The following is a 17,124-nucleotide window of genomic DNA, read 5'->3' on the forward strand; positions in this document are numbered from 1 at the left end:
ACCACAGGCAAACGCCTGTGGTGAAAAGCATCCATCCCACTTCATTCAGGAATGTGCGGTGACTTCCTGACGACCAGTGATACGGTCATAAATTCCGACCACCAGCAGAATGAGCAAGGATGGCGGCAACCAGGCCAGCCCCTGCTCGCTCATCGGCAGGCTCTGTGTCCAACCGGGCAGTAATGACTGAAAAGCCGATGACTTGATACCGTCCAGCAGGCCAAAGACCAGACTGACCAGCATCACAGGAGCAATAACATGCGTGCTGTTATTCCACCAACGACGGGTAAAACTCAGCAGCACCAGCACGATGCACGGCGGATAAATGGCGGTCAACACCGGCACAGACAGTTGAATCAGGTGGCTCAACCCGAGATTGGACACCACCATCGAGAACAGTCCCAGCACAAACACCAGTGCACGGTAAGACAATGGCAAGTACTGCGCGAAGAATTCGGCACAGGCGCAAGTCAGCCCCACCGCAGTGACCATACAAGCAATGAAGATCAGCAACGCCAGGAAACTGCTACCCATGTTACCGAAAGTGTACTGTACATACGCATGCAGGATTTCAGCGCCGTTTTGCGCGTTCGGCACCAGCGAGCCACTGAAGGAACCGAGATGGAACAGGCTCAGATAAACCAGCGTTAATCCCAGCCCCGCAATCAGCCCGGCCAAAATGGTGTAACGGGTTAACAACCCTGCGTCACTCACACCACGGGAACGGGCCGCATTGACGATGACGATACCGAACACCAGTGCACCCAGCGTATCCATGGTCAAATAACCATTTACGAAACCCGTGGAGAATGGCACCTGTTGGTAGGCTTCCGCAGTCGGCGCTGGCGTACCCGCCGGCCATACCAACGCTGCAATCCCCAGTACAGTCAGCGCGATAATTTTCACCGGTGCCAGAATGTGGCCAACAGTGTCCAACAGACGACCGGGATAGAGCGAAATCGCGATCACGATGGCAAAGTAGATCAAGCTATAAACCAGCAGAGGCGTCGCCCCCTCACCCACCAGTGGCGCAATACCGACCTCGAACGAGACCGTCGCGGTACGCGGCGTAGCAAACAGCGGCCCCACAGCCAGATAGCAAACCGTCGCCAACAGTACGCCCGCTTTCTTGCCGATCGGGCTACTGAGCGTATCAATACCACCACCCACACGCGCCAGTGCTATCACCGTCAACACCGGCAAGCCGACAGCGGTAATCAGAAAGCCGAGTGCGGCTACCCACACGTGCTCGCCAGCCTGTTGACCCACCATCGGCGGGAAAATGATATTCCCGGCACCGACGAACAAGGCAAAGGTCATGAAGCCCAATGCCACGATATCTTTGGAAGTTAAACGATGACTCATAATGTATGTTGTTGTTGCCTGTAAAAATGGTGTTGCCGGCACAAACCGGGCGCGTAAAGCGGCGCACGCAAGCAGCGAGACAGCCGAGCGATGTGCAGGATTATGATGTGAGGTTTTATTGCACAGCGTTAATGGGGGCTAAGTAAAACGTTTATAGCAATAAAAGGCAATACGTGATCGGTAAACCAGAACATTAATCTGATCTTCAATACAAAGTCAGCATTAGAATTTATATTTTCACTCACAGACTATACATGATTTGTGCATGAAAACAGTTTACAGCGCGAAAGATAAGCTCAAATTTCCATCATAGAGCAACAAATAACCATATTAAAAACTTATGAGAATAAAAAACGCCGGTAGGGTATACCGGCGTTATAAAAAAGCACAGAGCACCGACTAACAGCAATGACAAACGTGGTTAGCGATATTCACGACCAGTTTGAGTTTTGCCCATTGCTGTTCTTCCGACAACGTATTGCCCTCTTCGGTAGAGGCAAAGCCACACTGCGGGCTCAGGCACAGTTGGTCCAGCGCCACATAACGTGTTGCTTCGTCGATGCGTTTTTGTACTTCATCTGCGTTTTCCAGTTGCCCGTTTTTGGTGGTGATAAGACCCAACACCACTTTCTGATGACCAGGCTTGATGAAGCGCAGCGGCTCAAATCCACCCGCCCGCTCAGTATCGTATTCGAGGAAAAAGGCATCCACATTCACTGTCCCGAACAGTGTTTCCGCCACAGGTTCATAGCCACCTTCGGAAATCCAGGTAGAGCGGAAATTACCACGGCAGACATGCAGGCCCACCACTAAATCGGCCGGTTTGCCTTCCAGCGCTTTATTAAGCACTTGCGCATAGGTACGGCACAGATAATCCGGGTCATCGCCACGCTCACGGATCTGGCGTCTCTGGTCTTCAGAGCACAGATAAGCCCACACCGTATCGTCCAGTTGCAGATAACGGCAACCGGCATCATAGAAGGCACGGATGGCATCACGCCAGGTCAGCGCCAGATCGTCGAAGTAGTCGGCCAGATCAGGATAGACAGTGCTATCAATCACTTTACGACCGCCACGGAAGTGCAACACGCTCGGGCTGGGGATCGTCATTTTAGCAACAGCGTCGCCAGACACACGTTGGAGGAAACGAAAATCCTCCAGCATCGGATGCTGGGGATTAAAGCTGACCTTACCGGTGACTTTTACGCCACGGGCTTTCGTCTGTACACCAGTGAACTGGATGCCCTGCTCCGCTTCATAACGTTCCACGCCATTGAGGCTGTCGAAGAAGTCAAAGTGCCACCAGGCACGACGGAATTCGCCATCGGTCACCAATTGCAGACCCGCGGCACGCTGCAATTCCACGGCACGCTGGATTTCCTGATCTTCAACACGGCGTAACGCGGCGGCATCGATCTCACCGGCCTGAAACTGTAAACGAGCCTGCTTAATAGCCGCCGGACGCAACAAACTGCCGACCACATCGGCACGAAACGGAGGAAGGGCTTGTGTCATGTTTTGCTCCTGCACGTCTGACCCCAAATAGCCGATTTCAGACGTTTGGTTTCAGACAAGTCGATTTTTAGATGAATGCGTTTTCAGTAGAAATAGTTTTCTATGTAAATAGTTTTTAATAAAAATAATTTCGCCACTGAATTTTATAGCCATCCAGACGGCTAGAAGTAAAACTATCCTGTCATGCATTTTTCTCAACGACAATGGAGGAATTTTCACGACACATGAAATAAATTCATTTTCATCAATTTGTTGCAGAAACACTCGTTGAGGCAGGCGTCAGGTCATCAAGACCGAGTGCTTGTCTGGTTTGCTCACGCACTCGTTCCGGCAAAGGCAGATAGCCGTCCTGGCTGACCAGCGCCTGTCCTGACACTGACAGCACCCGGTCCAAAAACGCGGCTGTCAGTGGCTCCAGCGGCTGGCCCGGCGCTTTATTCACGTAGATATAGAGATAGCGGGTGTAAGGATAACGTCCGCTACGGATAGTGTCGGCGGTCGGTAACACGTAGTCGTCTTTGTCGCTGGCAGCCAGTGCCAGCACTCGCACCCCGCTGGCGCGAAAACCAATACTGGCGTAACCGATGGCATTCACCGATGCGGCCACCGCCTGCACGACTGAAGCAGAACCGGGAAGCTCATTGACCTGCGGCAGAAAGTCGCCACCGCACAACGCTTGTTGCTTGAAAAAGCCATACGTGCCAGACGCGGAATTACGGCCATAACGCAGTAGCGAGCGCTGTTGCCAGACGCCGTTTAGCCCCAACTCCTGCCAGCGCTGTACCGTTTTCCCCGCGCCACAGCGGCGGGTTACCGAGAAAATGGCGTCCAGTTGACGCACCGTCAATCCGCTTAACGGGTTATCCTGATTGACTAATACCACCAGTGCATCCAGCGCGACCGGCACCGCCGTTGGCGCATAGCCATAATGCTGCTCGAACGCTTCGATTTCGCTACTTTTCATTGGCCGGCTCATCGGTCCCAGTTGCGCCGCCCCTGCTGCCAGTGCCGTTGGCGCTGAAGATGAGCCCGCCGCCTGAACCTGGAGATTAACACCGGGATGATGCTGACTGAAATCCGCCGCCCAGAACGTCATCAGGTTCGCCAGCGTGTCGGAACCCGCACTGGAAAGGTTACCCGCCAGCATCGCCTGCGGCGCAGCAACAAGCTGACCAGACAAGCATAACAGCAAAGCAAACAGGTAATGGATGGGTCTCATGTGCGTTTTCCATCGGAGTGAAAAGTGAAAGAAGTGAAAGACAAGAGCGCACTATTCTCGGCACTGCGGCGGGGACAATCAAGCCCCGCCACATTGCTTAGCGCAGCGGATTCGCGGCATTCTGATTTAATACCGAACGGACAATCAGCCGATTTGGCAATGTAAACATGAAGCGGGATCCCACACCTTCTTCGCTGAGGATCTCCAGACGAGAGTCATGATGACTGAGCGCGTGCTTGACGATAGCCAGCCCCAGTCCACTGCCGCCGGTCTGGCGCGAACGGGCTTTGTCGACACGATAAAAACGCTCCGTCAGACGGGGAAGATGTTCTGCGGCAATGCCCGGACCGTTATCGCTAACCTGGAACTGCGCGCCCTGTGGCGTTTGCTGCCAGCACACCTCAATACGCGTGCCCTGCGGCGTGTGGTTCACCGCGTTATACACCAAATTCGACACCGCGCTACGCAACTGCTCCTCGTTGCCGAACACCTGTAACTGCTCATTGACGCGAAACACAATCTCATGACGCCCCTGACTCAGGGTGTCGGCTTCGCGTTTAAGCACCCGCAACATCAGCGGAATATCCACCTTTTCGTTAAGATCGATAGCCGCAGCGGCTTCAATACGCGACAACGTCAGCAGTTGCCGCACCAGCCCATCCATCCGGCGGGTTTGTTCCTGCATGGTGTGCAGTGCCTTAGCCTGCAAAGCACCATCCAGCGATTCGTCGTTCATCATTTCCAGATAGCCTTGCAACACCGTCAACGGTGTGCGCAGCTCATGGCTGACGTTGGCGAAAAAGTTACGCCGCGCCCCTTCGAGTTGATGCATTTGGGTGACATCACGCGCCACCATCAGCAACTGCCCTTCTGAATACGGCATCACCCGGAATTCAACATGATGCGCATTTTTCAGCGTCAGCGTCAGCGGGCGGCTGAAATCTTGCTGTTGCATATACTGGGTAAATTCTGGGTAGCGCAACAAATTGAGGATATTCTGACCATTATCTTCCGGCCAGCGAAAACTCAGCAGGTGCTGCGCCAGCCGGTTACACCAAATGATGACGCCCTCTTCGGTGGTGATGACCACCGCATCCGGCAGCGATTCCGCCCCACTGCGGAAACGTTTGATCAGCAACGCCAGCTCGCGCCGCCGACGGCGATTACGCAACTGCATTTGGTACAAACCGTAGAACAACGGTTCCCAGCTCCAGCGGCCGGGCGGCGGGGTCATACTGCGGTCAACCCACAACCAGTAGGACAAGCGCAGTTGGTTATAAAAGTTCCAGCACAGTGCCGTCAGCACCGACGCCAGTAAAAACCAGGGCAGATAACCGATGATCAGCCCCAGCAATAAGCCGGGCAAACAAAAAAAAGCCAGCTCCAGCGCCAGCTTTTTCCAGGACAAACGTTCTAGCACGTCAGATTTTCTCCGGGACTCACGCTATCAATAACGTGTTGAGAAACGGTATCCAGTTCCCCGAACGGTCTGAACCATCTTGTCGTGTCCACTGGTCTCCAACGCCTTGCGCAGACGGCGGATATGAACATCCACAGTGCGATCCTCAACATAAACGTTAGTGCCCCACACATGATTGAGCAACTGCTCACGACTATATACCCGTTCAGGGTGGGTCATAAAGAAATGCAGCAGTTTGAACTCCGTTGGCCCCATGTCCAGCGCATGCTCTTCCGTGGTCACCCGGTGAGAGGAAGGATCCAGACTTAAGCCGCGCATTTCGATCACTTCTTCCACCGCCATCGGCGAAATCCGACGCATCACCGCTTTGATGCGCGCCACCAACTCTTTAGGTGAAAACGGTTTGGTGATGTAATCATCGGCACCGACTTCAAGACCGCGAACACGATCTTCTTCTTCACCACGGGCCGTCAGCATCATGACCGGAATATCCCGCGTCAGCGCTTCACGCTTCATGTGCTTGATAAACTGTAAACCGGACCCACCGGGCAGCATCCAGTCCAGCAGCACCAGCTCAGGATAAGGTTCAGCCAGGCGGTTCACCGCGCTGTCGTAATCCTCGGCCTCAACCGGCTGATAGCCGTTCTGCTCAAGCACGAAGCACACCATCTCGCGAATCGGCGCTTCATCTTCCACCACCAAAATACGTCTTGCCATATCAATCCTGCCGTTAATCGTCACGGTTAGCGTGCGGTGTGCATTATGCGTCAGTTTTATGACAGATTTATGAAAAATCCCCCGACAAACCACGCCTCTGACGCGGCCTTGCCACCGCCACCGCCCGGCTCATTTTCTCCGCCGTACCACGCCATGTCGCCAGTTCATACAGATATTATGGGACATGCCCTAAACTGCACGCCTATAATCGCCGATGATAAAGACGCGGCGTTTCGCCATAACTACGGTGCCCGCCTTGTGCCGTTGTCTGAACACCGCCCAAAACAACATCTCGTTTGCACTCACCTGCAGGGAGTCTCATGCGAATTATTCATACGTCTGACTGGCATCTCGGTCAGTACTTTTATACCCGGAGCCGTGCGCCTGAGCATCAGGCTTTTTTGCACTGGCTGGTACAGCAGGTTGAGCAATATCAGGCCGATGCAGTAATAGTAGCAGGTGATGTGTTCGACAATGGCGCACCACCCAGCTACGCCCGAGAAATGTATAACCAGTTTGTGGTGGCGTTGCAGCGTACCGGTTGCCAGTTGGTGGTACTCGGCGGCAATCATGACTCCGTCGCGACCCTGAACGAATCCCGCGCGTTGCTGGCCTGCCTGAATACCCAGGTGTTCGCCGGTTTTGACGGCGATATCCATGAGCAAGTGCGGGTACTGAATAACCGCGACGGCGAACCCGGCGCGATGCTGTGTGCGGTTCCGTTTCTGCGTCCGCGCGATGTGCTCACCAGCCAGGCGGGCCAGTCTGGCACGCAAAAACAACAGGCGTTACAGGACGCTATCGCCAGTCATTATCAGCGCTGCTACCAGCTTGCCTGCGAGCAGCGTGCAGCATTGGGGAAAGAACTACCGATTGTGCTCACCGGGCACCTCACCACCGTGGGCGTCGCCACATCGGATTCCGTGCGCGATATTTACATCGGTACGCTGGATGCCTTCCCGGCACAGGCGTTCCCACCGGCTGACTACATTGCGCTTGGGCATATTCATCGTCCACAGCGTGTGGCGCAATGCGAACACATCCGCTACAGCGGCTCACCTATCCCCTTGAGTTTTGATGAACTCAATCATGAGAAATCGGTCTATCTGGTGCACTTTGAGCAGGGGAAATTGCAAGAAGTCACCGCGCTGACGATACCGAGCGAACAGCCGATGCAACTGGTGAAAGGCAATCTGCCGGAGATAGAACGCCGTCTGGCCGGGTTCCGCGATTATCATGGCGACAAACCGGTATGGCTGGATATTGAAATCGCCACGCAGGACTACCTGAGCGATATCCAGCAACATATTCAGGCACTGACCGAGCCTCTCAATGTGGACGTGATCCTGCTGCGTCGTGCCCGGGAACAGCAGCAACAAATGCTGGTGCAACTGGAAAAAGAGACGCTGGAAGAGTTACAACCGGCTGAAGTATTTGAACGACGTCTGGCGCTGGAAGACGGTCTGGATGAGGCTCGCCAGCAACGTCTGAAGGGATTGTTCAATCGGGTTATGCAGGAGATTGACGCACAGCGACAGGAGACGTCCGTATGAAAATTCTTAGCCTGCGCCTGAAAAACCTTAACTCATTGCAGGGCGAGTGGAAAATCGACTTCACGCGCGAGCCGTTTGTCAGCAATAGCCTTTTCGCCATCACCGGGCCTACCGGTGCCGGGAAAACCACCTTGCTGGACGCCATCTGTCTGGCGCTCTACCACCAGACACCACGCCTGAAAGTCAGCCCCAGCCATAACGAATTAATGACCCGCCACACGGCCGAATGTCTGGCTGAGGTGGAATTCGAGGTAAAAAACGTCGCTTACCGCGCGTTCTGGAGCCAGCGTCGGGCCCACAACAGCCCGGAAGGCAATCTGCAGCCCCCCAAGGTTGAGCTGGCACTGTGCGCCGACGGCAAGATCCTGACCGATAAAGTGAACGACAAGCTGGCGATGATAGCCGACCTTACCGGGCTGGATTTCGATCGTTTCACCAAGTCGATGATGTTATCTCAGGGGCAATTCGCCGCGTTCCTCAACGCCGATGCCAATCAACGGGCGGAATTACTTGAAGAGCTGACCGGCACCGATATTTATGGGCAGATCTCCGAACGCGTTTTTGAGAAACACAAAGAAGCCCAAAGCCAGTTGGAAACCTTACGGGCTAAGGTCGCCACGCTGGAATTATTGAGTGACGAGCAACGCCAGGCGCTGGAACAGCAACTGGAGGCCATCCGCCAACAGGAGCAATCCATATCGATACACCGGGAAGAGGTCCTGGCGCATCAACGTTGGTACGACACGCTGCTACAGCTCCAGCAGGCACAACAGCACGCGCAACAACAACACGCCTCACAGCAGCAATTACAGCAGCAGTCACAACCGCAACTGGATAAACTGGAACGTGGCGAACCAGCGGAAAAACTACGCCCCCGCTTCGACGAGCGAGGGCGGGCGCAACGGGAAAAACAGCGGCTGAGCCAACAGTTGACGAACGTGCACCAGCAAATCAGCCGCCAGCAGGAAGCCCTGAACCAACTGAAAACACAGCTGGAAAAAGCGCTGTCTGCACGCCAGCAACATGCGGACTACCGTCAGCAACAAGAAACACTGATCAACGAGCGGATTCTGCCGCTTGATCATCACATCGCCACCCTACAGACACAGCGCAACCAGCAACAGCAAGCGTTAGATAATCTGGTTGAACAGCAAAAAATGCTGATAACCACGCTGGCCAGATTGCAGCGCCAGCAAGAACAAACACGGCAGCGGCTGGAAGATATTGATACCTATCGCCAGCAGCATAGCCGCCACCAGCATCTGGGTAGCCATATTCCACTGTGGCAGGCGCAATTCCCGCAGCAGCAGAAATGGCAGCAGGACCTGCACGTCGTGCAGGAAAAGGCGGCACAGCAACAGATTCAGGCGGAATACCTCGACCAGCAGCGCGCTTCGCTGGTCGAGAAACAGCAGGCGCAGCAAAATGCCAGTGAGCGCGCCCAACAACTGCTGAATGACCATCTGAAGCAGGATGAACAGATGGAAGCGGAACACCCGCTGGCAGGCTTGCGTCAGCAGTTGGCACGACGCATGGCGGAACGTCCGGATCGCCAGCAACTGGCTACCAGTGCAGCGGTACTGCAACGGTTGATTAGCCAGCGCACCCTATTGGAAGCGCAACAGCTGGAGACACTGCAACGGATTCAAACGCTGGAAGAACTGCAGGTGCAGCAACGTCGGGATTATCAAAATCAGGCCAGCCATCTGGCGGATCTCGATAAACGTCACGAGCTGGAACTGCACATCGTTAGCCTGGAAAAAGAACGTCAGCAATTGCAACCGGGCAAAGAATGTCCGCTGTGCGGTTCAACGCACCACCCGGCAGTGGAGCTTTATCAGGCGTTGCGCCCCTCAGAAACCCAGATTCGATTGCACGCGCTGCGTCAGGAAGTCGAGACGCTGAAAGCTAACGTCGTGCAAACCGAAACCCAGCTTCAGTTGCAAAAACAACATCGCCAGCAGCAACAAAACGCACTTGAGAGCGTCCAGCGTGATTACGAGTCGCTGCGCCAACAGTGCCAGTCAGTGAGTGAGCGTTTACTGGTGAGCTTCGATCCACTCCAATTGCCGACGCTACACCAGTGGATTGAATCCTGCGATGCTCAAGAACAGTCGCTACAGGCGCAAATTGCCAGTCGTGAGCGCAACCAACGTCACATTCAGGAAAGTAAGGATTTACTCACGTCTGCCCAGCAACTGCTGGCGCAAACCGTACAACAGCTGGCGCTGAACAGCCAGCAGCAGGACGCGTTGCAGGCATCACGTGATGAACTGCGGTTATTACTGGATAAAACCGAACGTGAACTGGCTCGGCTGCACGACAGCCTGAGCCAAACGATGGAAACCTTCGGGCTGACCGCGCCGACACTGGCACAGCAGGAAGAGTGGTTACGCCAGCGCCAGACAGAATGGTTACGCTGGCAGGAAAACGAGCACGAACAGAATCAGTGCCGCCCACAACTGGCCGCGCTGGAAGCGGAAATCATCGCCAGCCAGCGGCGACTGGAAGAGACCGAGAATGCCATCAAAACCGGCCAGCTGCAGTTGACAGAAACCCAACGCACGCTGGAACAGGCACAGCAACAACGCTGGCAATTGATGGGCAATCAGGCGGTCAATGACGTGCTCAAGCAATTGCGGCAGGTCAGCCAGACACTGGAGCAGGAAGGCCTGCAAGCGCAGCAACAGTGGCAACAAGGCCAGTCACTGCAAAGCCGTCTTGGCGGGGAAATCGACAGTCTGGAGCAACAAAGCCAGCATGCCGAGACGGCGTTACGACAGCTTCAGGCTCAGTTTGCCGAAGAACTGGTCGCTGCCGGGTTCGATGACGAAACCGCGTTTCGTCAGGCCTTGCTGGATGAGGCTGAACGCCAGCAGCTCGTCACCTTAAAAGAGCGCCTTAACCAGCGCCAGCAACAGGTCGATGCCTTGCTACAACAGGCAAATAGCGCGCTGGAACACCATCTGGCGTCGCGACCGGAATCCATGCCAGAAGGCATCAACGACTGGGATATCCGCCAGTTACTTTCCGGACTCGGCGATATGGTAAAAGTCGAAGCCGAACGACAAGGCGAGTTACGCCAGCAACTGGCCAGTGACCAGCAACGCCGCGATAAGCAACGTCAGTTACTTGAAGCTATCGAACGTGGTCAGCACGTGTGTGATGACTGGGGCTATCTCAATCAGTTAATCGGTTCGCAAAAAGGCGATAAATTCCGCCGTTTCGCACAAGGATTGACGCTGGATCACCTGGTGTTTCTGGCCAACCACCAGCTCTCACGGCTGCATGGGCGCTACCTGTTGCAACGCAAAGCGTCTGACACGCTGGAGTTGCAGGTGGTCGATACCTGGCAGGCTGACGCCGTTCGAGACACCCGAACCTTGTCCGGCGGCGAAAGTTTTCTGGTCAGCCTGGCACTGGCGCTGGCGTTATCCGACCTGGTGAGCGCGAAAACCCGTATCGACTCGCTATTTCTTGATGAAGGGTTCGGTACACTGGATGGCGAAACGCTGGATACCGCGCTGGACGTGCTGGACAACCTCAATGCCTCCGGCAAAACCATCGGCGTTATCAGCCATGTGGAAGCGATGAAAGAGCGCATACAGGTGCAGATTCGGGTCAAAAAGCGCAACGGCCTCGGCATCAGCCAGCTCGACAGCGCCTATGCTGTGAAATGAGTCATGCTGTGAAAGTGAGTCATCAGGGGACGTCCATCAGGGGACGTCGACGACGTCCCCTGTCATCGACATGATTCTCAGTTATGATTTTCGGTTATGATTCTCGCGGCCACAACCAGGCCGCACCGCGTACGCCGCTGGAATCACCATGCATCGCCTGTCGAACCGGTGTGTCACACTCACCGCCAAACACCCATTGTTTTAGCAGCGCGGGGACGGTGTCATACAGCCGCTTCACATTGCTCATTCCCCCACCCAGCACAATCACATCAGGATCCAGCACATTAACGATGTGCGCCAGCGACTTCGCCAGCCGCTGTTCATAGCGCTGCAATGCCTGCTCCGCCAGTCGGTCGCCCTGTTCAACCAACGCAATAATCTCATGACCATGCCATGCATGACCGCTCAGACGTTGATAATCCATGCCAAAGCCTGTCCCGGAAATAAACGTTTCGATACACCCGGTACGGCCGCAATAACAGGGCATGGCCTGCTGGTCGCGCCATTCGTCCTCATCCATCCACGGCAGTGGATTATGACCCCATTCACCCGCGACGCCGTTGCGCCCACTGTGTACCCGTCCATCCAACGCCATCCCCGCGCCACAGCCGGTACCGATAATCACCGCGAACACCTTACTGGCTCCTGCCGCGGCACCATCCACCGCTTCGGATACCGCAAAGCAGTTGGCGTCATTCGCCACCCGTACCGGTCGGCCCAACAGTTGCGCCAGATCCTGATCCAGCGGTTGCTGATTCAGCCAGACCGAGTTGGCGTTTTTGACCCGGCCGGTTACCGGTGACAACGTACCGGGAATACCAATCCCCACACTGCCGCGTTGACCGGTGGCCTGCTCCGCCATCTCAACCAGGCTGGCGATAGTAAGCAGGGTTTGACGATAATCGTGGCGCGGCGTCGCCACACGATGGCGAAAGGCTTCCTCACCGTCATTCGTCAACGCGATCACCTCGATTTTGGTGCCGCCCAAATCAATACCTATTCGCACGTTGTCTCCTGTTTCTCTACCGAGTCCATTATCTATCGAACTCACGTATGACTGACGATGACATTATCGTAATCGTACCGCCTCTCACCACAATTCGTTATTATGCCCGCTGCGATTAACCCTTGCGTCTTGAAACTCGCTTCGTGTGATCACGAGAAAGCGCGCCAGAGACGCGCCAGTCTGGGAAGAAAAATGCTGTGGTTTAAAAATGTGATGATCTATCGCCTGAGTCGCGATATCAGCCTCTCTGCGGATGCCATGGAGACACAGCTGGCCTCCTTCGCGTTCACCCCCTGCGGCAGTCAGGATATGACCAAAACCGGCTGGGTATCGCCGATGGGCCCTCACGGTGATGCCCTGACGCACGTGACTAATGGTCAGATTCTGATCTGTGCACGCAAAGAAGAGAAAATCCTGCCGGCTCCCGTCATCAAACAAGCACTGCAGGCCAGAATCGACAAACTGGAAGGCGAGCAGCACCGTAAACTGAAGAAAACCGAAAAAGACGCGCTGAAAGACGACGTACTGCACAGTTTGTTGCCTCGCGCCTTCAGTCGTTTTAGCCAGATTTCGCTGTGGATAGACACCGTCAATCATCTGATTATGGTGGATGCCGCCAGCGCCAAGAAAGCGGAAGATACACTGGCGCTGCTGCGTAAAACGCTGGGGTCGCTGCCGGTGGTCCCACTCACGATGGAAAACCCGATTGAACTGACGTTGACCGAGTGGGTCCGCTCCGGTCAAACGCCCGCCGGTTTTACCTTGCAGGACGAAGCCGAACTGAAAGCTGTGCTGGAAGATGGCGGTGTGATCCGCTGTAAGAAGCAGGAACTGGTCAGTGACGAGATAGCCACCCACATCGAAGCAGGCAAAGTGGTAACCAAACTGGCGCTGGACTGGCAGGAGCGCATCCAGCTGGTGCTGGTAGATGATGGCTCACTCAAACGGCTGAAATTCGCCGATACGCTACGTGAACAAAACGACGATATCGACCGGGAAGACGTGGCACAACGGTTTGATGCAGATTTTACGCTGATGACCGGCGAAGTTGCCGCATTAATAACCAGCCTCACCGAGGCCTTAGGCGGCGAGGCACAACGCTGACCGGTAATCAACGTCGGCCTCAGGGCGCCGGGTTACCCGGCGCCCTGTTGATTTACAGCTTGAAGTGGCTGATGGAGGAGTGAAGTTCTTCAGATTGCGATTGCAACGATGCGAACGCAGACGCCGCTTCCTGCACCATGGCCGCATTCTGTTGCACCATCGAATCCAGTTGCGCGACGGCCTTGTTAATCTCCTGAATCCCGCGCATCTGTTCTCCCGATGCATGTGTGATTTCAGACATGACCGTCGTTACTGACGATACGCCGCCGACAATCTCATTCATGGTGTTCCCGGCCTGGCGAACCTGACGCGAACCGACATTCACGCTCTCAACGGTAGATTCGATCAACGCCTTAATCTCTTTCGCCGCCTGCGCACTGCGCTGCGCCAGATTACGCACCTCACCGGCCACCACAGCGAAACCACGCCCTTGCTCACCCGCACGGGCCGCTTCCACCGCTGCATTCAACGCCAGAATGTTCGTCTGGAAGGCAATGCCGTCAATAACCCCGATGATGTCGCCAATCTTGCCGGACGCCACCTCAATCTCTTCCATGGTATTGATGACTTCGGATACCACTTTGCCCCCGACACTGGCATCGTTCGCCAGCGCCAGCGCCCGGTCATTCACCTGCTGAGCAGAACCGGCTGACTGGGTAACGGTCGCAGAAATCTGCTCGAGCGCAGCGGCGGTCTGTTGCAGGCTAGCAGCAGCAGCTTCGGTACGGGAGGCCAAATCATTGTTGCCGGTCGCCACTTCATCGGTCGCCATTTGCAGCGACGTACTGATATCGCGAATCTGCAGCATGATCATGCTGAGCTTATCGACAAAACTATTGAACGAACGGGCGATCTGCGACACCTCATCGTGGCCCTCATCAGGCAGACGCTGGGTCAGATCGTTATTACCGTGACTGATGTCGTCCATGGCGTCACGAATCTGCAGCAGGCGACGCAGCGACGCGCTAATAAGCAGCCCCAGCACCACCGAGCCTATAATACTGATGATCACCAGCGCGATAACCGACGTCCACAGCAGCGACCCCATCCCCGCCGTAGCTTCCGCCTTATCCAGCGCGACCAGCACATACCAGTCGGTACCCGCCACCGGCTGAGCTCTCACCAGCATGTCACGTCCACTGATATTCAGTTGTACCGGGCTGCTGGATTTCAGCACCTGTGCCAGATTCAACTGTGGAGCTATCTCAGTCAGCTTTTTCAGCGTCAGTTTGGCATCCGGGTGGGCGATAATCGTGCCATCGGCCTGAATCAGAATGCCATAGCTGGATGGTGTTGGATGGATGGCTTTGACGTTGGCGATGACGCTGTCCATAGTCACATCACTGCCCAACACCCCTTTGACGTTACTGCCATCCAGCACCGGAGCAACAAACGACACCACGATGGTATTGGTTGCCATGTCCAGATAAGGTGCTGTCGCGATAGCCTTCCCTTCTCTCACCGCCTGCTGATACCAGGGGCGAACGGTCGGGTCATAAGTGGGCGGGATACCGCCAGGGTCTGAAAATTTCGCCGTGTGATTGGCATACCCCATGTACACATTGATGAAACTGCCTGCGGCCGCCATCTGTTTGAATACCGGGATGGGGTCGTCATTGGTTAACGCAACGGCGTTGAGTGAAGTAATAATTTGTTTTTTGGAAGCTACCCAATCACTGATCGCCAGACTATGACCAGCGGTTACGGCAGCAAGCAGGTTATTGATAGATTCATCGTTATATTTATCGGTTACCCGGTAATTTAAAAATGTATTAATTACCAAGGCAACCACAATGATAGCCGTACACACGGCCAGAATTCGAGCGCGAATAGTTTTGAGCATAATGACCACGTTATTATTGAAATGCTTCCCTAGATAACTACACCGATCGCCTCATTGGTAACGAGGCATTCCATTCGAAGAAAAAAGGAAACCATCAGCCATAAGTATCACTTACCATCACGCGGACTCACGACATCGGAGTCCAAAGCAAGGTCTCCTTACAGGAAAATACAATGGCTGATATCAGATTTACAGACTTATCTGAAATTTTTTCTATAAGAAAAGAATATTGCTTTCCCAATTAATAACAAATCAACAATATATACCCCAAATAATTCGAGTTGCAGGACAACACGCTCGCGTGTTGAACAACGCAATGCGTTGGCCCTTTAGGGCAAGGCTCGTTAGAGCCTTGTAACGCGGCAATCGAACGAATCGCCAGGAGCTTACACAAGTAAGTGACTGGGGTGAGTGAGGGCAGCCAACGCATCTGCAACTTGAAGTATGACGGGTATAGATAAATATATATTCTCACTATCACCATCTGTTTTTCTGATAATTACCAAACGTCACTATCACTATAAAACGAAATAGCAAAACGTTTCGACGAAAATATGACAACAACATGATCAACAGATTACGCGGACACGGGATGTGCAGAATGCACCACTGGCCCCAAAAGAAAACGGCTACCGATTACGGCAGCCGATTATCACGAAAGGAAACGAGTAGGGATTACAGATAGCGGCACAGATAAGAGGACGGCTCGGATACTTTCAGTTTGAATTCGCTTTTTTCCGGCACGTTGAACACGGCACCGGCTTCGAACAACTGCCATTCCTGTGCCCCCGGCAGCAACACGTTCAACGCACCGCTGACAACAGTCATTTCTTCCGCCTGACCGGTACCAAACGTGTATTCTCCTGCTTCCATCACCCCGACGCTGGCACGACCGATGCGGCTACCGTCAAACCCGATGGATTTTACTTTTCCTTCAAAATACTCATTTACATTCAGCATAATGCCAACCCTTCTGTTAAAAAATCAGTTGTCCGTCAGGCCGCAGGCAGACGCAGCGCCTGCATCAATTCGCAGACAATCGCGGCGGGCGGTTGGGTCGCATCGACCACATAGTGCGCTACATCCTGATACAACGCTTCGCGTTCACGGAGCACCGCCTCCATTTCCTCGGCGATAGGCCGCCCGGTCAGTGTCGGTCGCTGGTGTGCCTGTGGGCTTGCCTGCAAGCGTAACGCCAGCTCCTGGGCTGGTGCGAACAAATAGACGACCGTTCCGTGTGCGCGCATAAACTGGCGGTTTTGCTCCAACAACACCATGCCGCCACCGGTCGCCACCACTCGATTCGATGTCGCGACAGCCTGCAAGGCCTCGCTTTCCCGGCGACGAAACCCCGGCCAGCCTTCCGCTGCCACCACGTCCGCCACCGTCATGCCGCTGGTGTGCTGCATAAAAATATCCGTATCGACAAACTCATAGCCAAGCACCCGCGCCAGCTCACGGCCGACGGTGGTTTTTCCGCACCCTCTGGCGCCGACCATAAAAATGGGTTCTGTCATGTCACGACCTGTCCTTCTTCTTTTTTTCAGGCCAGCTCCCCGCAGCAAGGTTGCCGTCAGCCAGCGCCTGTCGTACCAAGAGCAGAATCATACAGGCAATAATCCTCATTAAGAAAGCCTCCGTACGGCTCTGGTACGGGGAAAGCCACTTCACGCCAGCTTTCCGCACAAATCCAGCACAACAC

General features: G+C 54.6%; 12 protein-coding genes. 3 read left to right on the forward strand and 9 right to left on the reverse strand.

Annotated elements, in window-relative coordinates:
• Nucleotides 1–45 precede the first annotated feature (45 nt).
• The 5 genes from brnQ to phoB form a co-directional block, all read right to left on the reverse strand.
• A complete protein-coding gene (brnQ, locus tag FGI04_RS13720) occupies nucleotides 46–1,365 on the reverse strand; it encodes a branched-chain amino acid transport system II carrier protein (protein WP_342699421.1) in 1,320 nt (439 codons plus the stop codon).
• A 399-nt stretch (nucleotides 1,366–1,764) separates the two neighbouring features.
• Nucleotides 1,765–2,880, reverse strand: a complete 1,116-nt coding sequence (locus tag FGI04_RS13725; protein ID WP_342699420.1) for a cobalamin-independent methionine synthase II family protein — start codon at nucleotides 2,878–2,880, stop codon at nucleotides 1,765–1,767.
• 244 nt (nucleotides 2,881–3,124) lie between these two features.
• Nucleotides 3,125–4,099 (reverse strand): PstS family phosphate ABC transporter substrate-binding protein, encoded by a 975-nt coding sequence (locus tag FGI04_RS13730; RefSeq protein ID WP_407336871.1) that lies wholly within the window; start codon nucleotides 4,097–4,099, stop codon nucleotides 3,125–3,127.
• Nucleotides 4,100–4,196: 97 nt separating this feature from the next.
• A complete protein-coding gene (gene phoR / locus FGI04_RS13735) occupies nucleotides 4,197–5,519 on the reverse strand; it encodes a phosphate regulon sensor histidine kinase PhoR (RefSeq protein WP_342699418.1) in 1,323 nt (440 codons plus the stop codon).
• A gap of 27 nt (nucleotides 5,520–5,546) precedes the next feature.
• A complete protein-coding gene (gene phoB / locus FGI04_RS13740) occupies nucleotides 5,547–6,236 on the reverse strand; it encodes a phosphate response regulator transcription factor PhoB (protein WP_012883719.1) in 690 nt (229 codons plus the stop codon).
• Between the two features lie 320 nt (nucleotides 6,237–6,556).
• Between phoB and sbcD the strand changes: the two genes are divergently transcribed.
• Together sbcD and FGI04_RS13750 are read left to right on the forward strand one after the other, a co-directional pair.
• On the forward strand, nucleotides 6,557–7,789 hold the full coding sequence (gene sbcD, locus FGI04_RS13745) for an exonuclease subunit SbcD (RefSeq protein ID WP_407336872.1): 1,233 nt from the start codon (nucleotides 6,557–6,559) through the stop codon (nucleotides 7,787–7,789).
• Nucleotides 7,786–11,469: an AAA family ATPase gene (locus FGI04_RS13750; protein WP_407336873.1), complete on the forward strand. Its 3,684-nt coding sequence runs from the start codon at nucleotides 7,786–7,788 to the stop codon at nucleotides 11,467–11,469. Before sbcD ends, FGI04_RS13750 begins: the two co-directional genes overlap by 4 nt.
• Nucleotides 11,470–11,563: 94 nt before the next feature.
• Here the strand turns inward: FGI04_RS13750 and mak are convergent, their stop codons facing one another.
• Nucleotides 11,564–12,475, reverse strand: coding sequence for a fructokinase (gene mak / locus FGI04_RS13755; protein ID WP_407336874.1), 912 nt, complete (start codon nucleotides 12,473–12,475; stop codon nucleotides 11,564–11,566).
• Between the two features lie 192 nt (nucleotides 12,476–12,667).
• Between mak and rdgC the strand changes: the two genes are divergently transcribed.
• Entirely contained in the window at nucleotides 12,668–13,579 is a 912-nt protein-coding gene (gene rdgC / locus FGI04_RS13760) for a recombination-associated protein RdgC (protein WP_342699414.1), read from the forward strand.
• Nucleotides 13,580–13,631: 52 nt separating this feature from the next.
• Here the strand turns inward: rdgC and FGI04_RS13765 are convergent, their stop codons facing one another.
• The 3 genes from FGI04_RS13765 to aroL all read right to left on the reverse strand — a co-directional run bounded on the left by FGI04_RS13765 (nucleotide 13,632) and on the right by aroL (nucleotide 16,939).
• Nucleotides 13,632–15,422, reverse strand: coding sequence for a methyl-accepting chemotaxis protein (locus tag FGI04_RS13765; protein WP_342699413.1), 1,791 nt, complete (start codon nucleotides 15,420–15,422; stop codon nucleotides 13,632–13,634).
• Between the two features lie 675 nt (nucleotides 15,423–16,097).
• Entirely contained in the window at nucleotides 16,098–16,382 is a 285-nt protein-coding gene (gene ppnP / locus FGI04_RS13770) for a pyrimidine/purine nucleoside phosphorylase (protein WP_012770784.1), read from the reverse strand.
• Nucleotides 16,383–16,417: 35 nt separating this feature from the next.
• On the reverse strand, nucleotides 16,418–16,939 hold the full coding sequence (gene aroL / locus FGI04_RS13775) for a shikimate kinase AroL (RefSeq protein WP_407336875.1): 522 nt from the start codon (nucleotides 16,937–16,939) through the stop codon (nucleotides 16,418–16,420).
• Nucleotides 16,940–17,124: the final 185 nt, after the last annotated feature.

The organism is Dickeya ananatis (assembly GCF_019464615.1).
GTDB lineage: Bacteria > Pseudomonadota > Gammaproteobacteria > Enterobacterales > Enterobacteriaceae > Dickeya > Dickeya oryzae.

What these genes read in the sequence shown, in the direction of transcription:
- brnQ (WP_342699421.1), bottom strand. Translation starts at nt 1,365, where the DNA reads ATGAGTCATCGTTTAACTTCCAAAGATATCGTGGCATTGGGCTTCATG.
- FGI04_RS13725 (WP_342699420.1), bottom strand. Translation starts at nt 2,880, where the DNA reads ATGACACAAGCCCTTCCTCCGTTTCGTGCCGATGTGGTCGGCAGTTTG.
- FGI04_RS13730 (WP_407336871.1), bottom strand. Translation starts at nt 4,099, where the DNA reads ATGAGACCCATCCATTACCTGTTTGCTTTGCTGTTATGCTTGTCTGGT.
- phoB (WP_012883719.1), bottom strand. Translation starts at nt 6,236, where the DNA reads ATGGCAAGACGTATTTTGGTGGTGGAAGATGAAGCGCCGATTCGCGAG.
- sbcD (WP_407336872.1), top strand. Translation starts at nt 6,557, where the DNA reads ATGCGAATTATTCATACGTCTGACTGGCATCTCGGTCAGTACTTTTAT.
- FGI04_RS13750 (WP_407336873.1), top strand. Translation starts at nt 7,786, where the DNA reads ATGAAAATTCTTAGCCTGCGCCTGAAAAACCTTAACTCATTGCAGGGC.
- rdgC (WP_342699414.1), top strand. Translation starts at nt 12,668, where the DNA reads ATGCTGTGGTTTAAAAATGTGATGATCTATCGCCTGAGTCGCGATATC.
- FGI04_RS13765 (WP_342699413.1), bottom strand. Translation starts at nt 15,422, where the DNA reads ATGCTCAAAACTATTCGCGCTCGAATTCTGGCCGTGTGTACGGCTATC.
- ppnP (WP_012770784.1), bottom strand. Translation starts at nt 16,382, where the DNA reads ATGCTGAATGTAAATGAGTATTTTGAAGGAAAAGTAAAATCCATCGGG.
- aroL (WP_407336875.1), bottom strand. Translation starts at nt 16,939, where the DNA reads ATGACAGAACCCATTTTTATGGTCGGCGCCAGAGGGTGCGGAAAAACC.